We start from the raw sequence: 3,386 nt of genomic DNA, 5'->3' as shown, positions 1-3,386 counted from the left end.
TCTCGCTTCACGCACGCGAACTTGCCAAAGTCATCACATAGAATGTCGAAACCTCAACGCGCCCAAGTACGCAAAAGCCCCGATGCGGATAGCCTCGGGGCTTTTGTTCTATATCGTTTTTGTTCTATACCGTTTTTTGGTCAATATCGCTTTTTGTCAATACCGTTTTGCGCGTGCAAATGGCAAATGTTGTACATCAAAGTGTTGTCGTGTGTGGCGCCACTCTCGATGAGGTCATGGTTTACAAAACCGTCTCCACCATGACCGCAAAATGACCACGCAATGATCGCAAAATAACCACATTCGCTGCGCTTGTCCCTTGGCGCATGCTTAGCTTTTTTGCGTAAGGATCGCAAATTTAACTAAGAGTTCATCCTGAGACTCGATGTGATGCGGATCGGGAGCAATACAATCAATCGGGCAAACGGACACACAGGTGGGTTTGTCATAATGACCCACACATTCAGTGCAACGGTCTGGGTCGATTTCATAGATCTCTTCCCCCATTGTGATGGCCTGATTTGGACACTCAGGCTCACACATATCGCAGTTGATACAACTGTCGTCGATCAATAACGCCATGGACTTAGCCTATTTCATGTGGGTTACGCGTATCCTGCCCTTGGGGCAAGTTACGCAATAAAATGCCGTGACTTAAATCCACTTCTTTAGGAACAGGCAGATAAACCGTGTGCCCTGAACCTAAACCTGCGGCAACGGCCTGCGCCTTACGATCCTCAAGGTGGGCAATCGTCAGATTCATATTCCCCTGAGGTGTCATCAACTCCACACTGTCGCCGACCGAGAATTTATTTTTCACGTCAATTTCGGCAAGGCCCGCCAGATTGCGGTTGCCCGTTAACTCACCAACAAACTGTTGAGTGTCACTGACAGAATAACCGTAATCGTAATTTTGATATTCATCATGCACATGGCGCCGCAAGAAACCTTCGGTATAGCCGCGGTGCGCCAAGCCTTCTAATTGATTCATCAGGCTGCGGTCAAAATCCTTACCCGCTACAGCATCCTCAATGGCTTGACGGTAAAGCTGCGCAGTACGCGCCACGTAATAAAACGACTTGGTCCGTCCTTCGATTTTAAGGGAATCGATGCCCATTTTGGTCAGACGTTCAACGTGTTGAATGGCACGCAGATCTTTGGAATTCATGATATAAGTACCATGCTCATCCTCAAAGGCTGGCATGTATTCGCCGGGACGATTGGCTTCCTGTAGCAGGAAGATTTGATCTGTGGGCGCGCCGGCACCTAAGGTGGTCGGCGTTTCGATTTGCACCGCATTCGGGGTCGCGATAATGTCGCCGCTATCGGTTTGCTGCGCTTCGTGCACGTCGTATTTCCAGCGGCACGCGTTGGTGCAAGTGCCTTGGTTCGGATCGCGCTTATTGATATATCCCGAGAGTAAACAACGGCCCGAATACGCCATGCACAGCGCCCCATGAACAAAGACCTCAAGTTCAATGTCTGGGCAGCGTTGACGAATTTCTTCAATTTCATCTAAGGACAATTCCCGCGACAGGATCACCCGCTTAATCCCTTGGCTTTGCCAAAATTTGACCGAAGCCCAGTTAATCGCATTCGCTTGGACAGAAAGATGCACCACTTGATCAGGGAAGGCTTCGCGCACCATCATGATCAAGCCGGGATCGGACATAATCAAGGCATCGGGGCGCATGGCCACCACAGGCTCCATATCCTTGATATAGGTTTTTAATTTGGCATTATGCGGCGCAATGTTGCTCACCACATATAATTTTTTGCCCAGTGCATGAGCCTCTTCAATCCCGGTGGCGAGATTTTCCATCTTAAAGTCGTTATTACGTACCCTTAAGCTATATCTTGGCTGACCGGCATAAACGGCATCTGCCCCATAGGCAAAGGCGTAACGCATGTTTTTCAGCGTCCCAGCAGGAGACAGTAGCTCAGGTTTAAACATAATGATTCTCGAATTGGTTAAAGTACACGGGCGCAATGCGCGGGGCGGCATTTTACACAATGCTCCTAGGGTTATGCAAATAGCCATCAATTGCCTAAGGGCGCACGGGCATAGGTGACGCCGAGCACAACATCGCGGGCATGAGGCGCGCTAACATAATACACGCTAACTTCCCCTCTGCACCTGACAACTGACTATAGCAGGCTTGCCTCCTTTTGCGGGGATACTCACCCGTAAAGCCCCCCCTAATCACCAGCACAAGCAACACCCGCAACACTAGCGACACCAATAACACCGATTGTTAACCTAAATCACTTTTTTCTCACCAAAAAGCGCCAACCAACTGATATACTCCCACAATTATATGTGTATGTTTGAAGATTGATGGGAGTCAAGATGTCTACCGAACATCTGTTGTTAGTCGGCCTATTAAAAAAACTCAAAGAGGATGCCTTAGTGCTGCCCACCTTACCCGAGGTGGCGATGCGCGTTCAGGAAGTGGTCAGCCGAAATGATGCCAGTCTTAAACAGGTCGCCGAAGTCATCAGCCAAGACGCCGCGATATCGGCGAGGATCATTAAAGTCGCCAATAGCGCGCTCTATAGCCGCGGCATTCCTGCCGAAAGTATTAATAGCGCCGTCTCGCGCATTGGGTTAACCCAAATCAAGAGCATTGCCACCTCGGTCGCGATGGAGCAATTATTTATTTCAACCAATGAAATGGTATGGGAAGTCATGGATGAGGTGTGGCGCACCTCTATTGATGTGACTGCGGCCGCCTGCGCCATGCTACAAATCTACCATAAACGCGTACCGGGCAATGGCCTTAACCTTGACACGTTAACGCTCGCCGGATTAGTGCACAATATTGGCGCCCTACCGGTTCTCACCGAGGCCGAGGCTCATCCAGCGCTGTTTAGCCGGATTGATCAATTGCGCGCGCTAGTACGTAAACTGCAAGGACCACTTGGGCGTGCCGTGTTAAAAAGTTGGGATTTTGCCCCAGACGTGATGGAAGTAGTTGAGCGTTGGGCAGATTTACCTTATCTTCCTGAAAAGGTGGGCTATCTAGACTTTATCCGCGCCGCAGCATTTTATAGCGGAGAGTTGCGGGCCGGAACCGAATTAACCCAGCGTCTTGATGTTTTTGCGGCCCGCGGTTTGCCCGTATCGGCCAACGATTTAGCGAGTGATGAATTTATTGAAAAATTCCACTCGATTAAAGAAAGTTACCAATAAGCTCGCAACCTTAAAGCAAGACAAACATCATAGGTAAAGAGCCTGCCCCAGCGGCAATGACATGCGACAGGGCAAGCTCTACCACAGTTCTACCACAGCGCCACCACGAAACTACATAGTAAAATACAGTTAAAATATAAAGCGTTAGACAGTTAATCGGATAGGTAATGACACCCGCAGTTATCGATAACAT

At 49.3% G+C, this 3,386-nt stretch carries 4 protein-coding genes; 1 reads left to right on the top strand and 3 read right to left on the bottom strand.

All coding sequences use genetic code 11. The annotated features are described in order from the left end of the window. Positions 1-330: 330 nt before the first annotated feature. Positions 331-582 (bottom strand): YfhL family 4Fe-4S dicluster ferredoxin, encoded by a 252-nt coding sequence (locus ACRCZA_RS15095; protein WP_438675214.1) that lies wholly within the window; start codon positions 580-582, stop codon positions 331-333. A gap of 4 nt (positions 583-586) precedes the next feature. Further along, complete coding sequence (gene trhP, locus ACRCZA_RS15090) at positions 587-1,954, bottom strand: prephenate-dependent tRNA uridine(34) hydroxylase TrhP (RefSeq protein WP_438675213.1); 1,368 nt, start codon at positions 1,952-1,954, stop codon at positions 587-589. A 396-nt stretch (positions 1,955-2,350) separates the two neighbouring features. Here trhP and ACRCZA_RS15085 point away from each other — a divergent pair, with 396 nt between their 5' ends. Beyond that, complete coding sequence (locus tag ACRCZA_RS15085) at positions 2,351-3,193, top strand: HDOD domain-containing protein (protein ID WP_438675212.1); 843 nt, start codon at positions 2,351-2,353, stop codon at positions 3,191-3,193. Positions 3,194-3,203: 10 nt separating this feature from the next. Here the strand turns inward: ACRCZA_RS15085 and ACRCZA_RS15080 are convergent. Beyond that, positions 3,204-3,386, bottom strand: a 183-nt coding sequence (locus ACRCZA_RS15080) for a hypothetical protein (RefSeq protein WP_438675211.1), incomplete at its 5' end; no start/stop codon positions are given.

The organism is Shewanella sp. (genome assembly GCF_051658185.1).
GTDB lineage: Bacteria > Pseudomonadota > Gammaproteobacteria > Enterobacterales > Shewanellaceae > Shewanella.
Note: the sequence above shows the minus strand (reverse complement) of the source record. Positions and strands in the feature narration are given on the sequence as shown.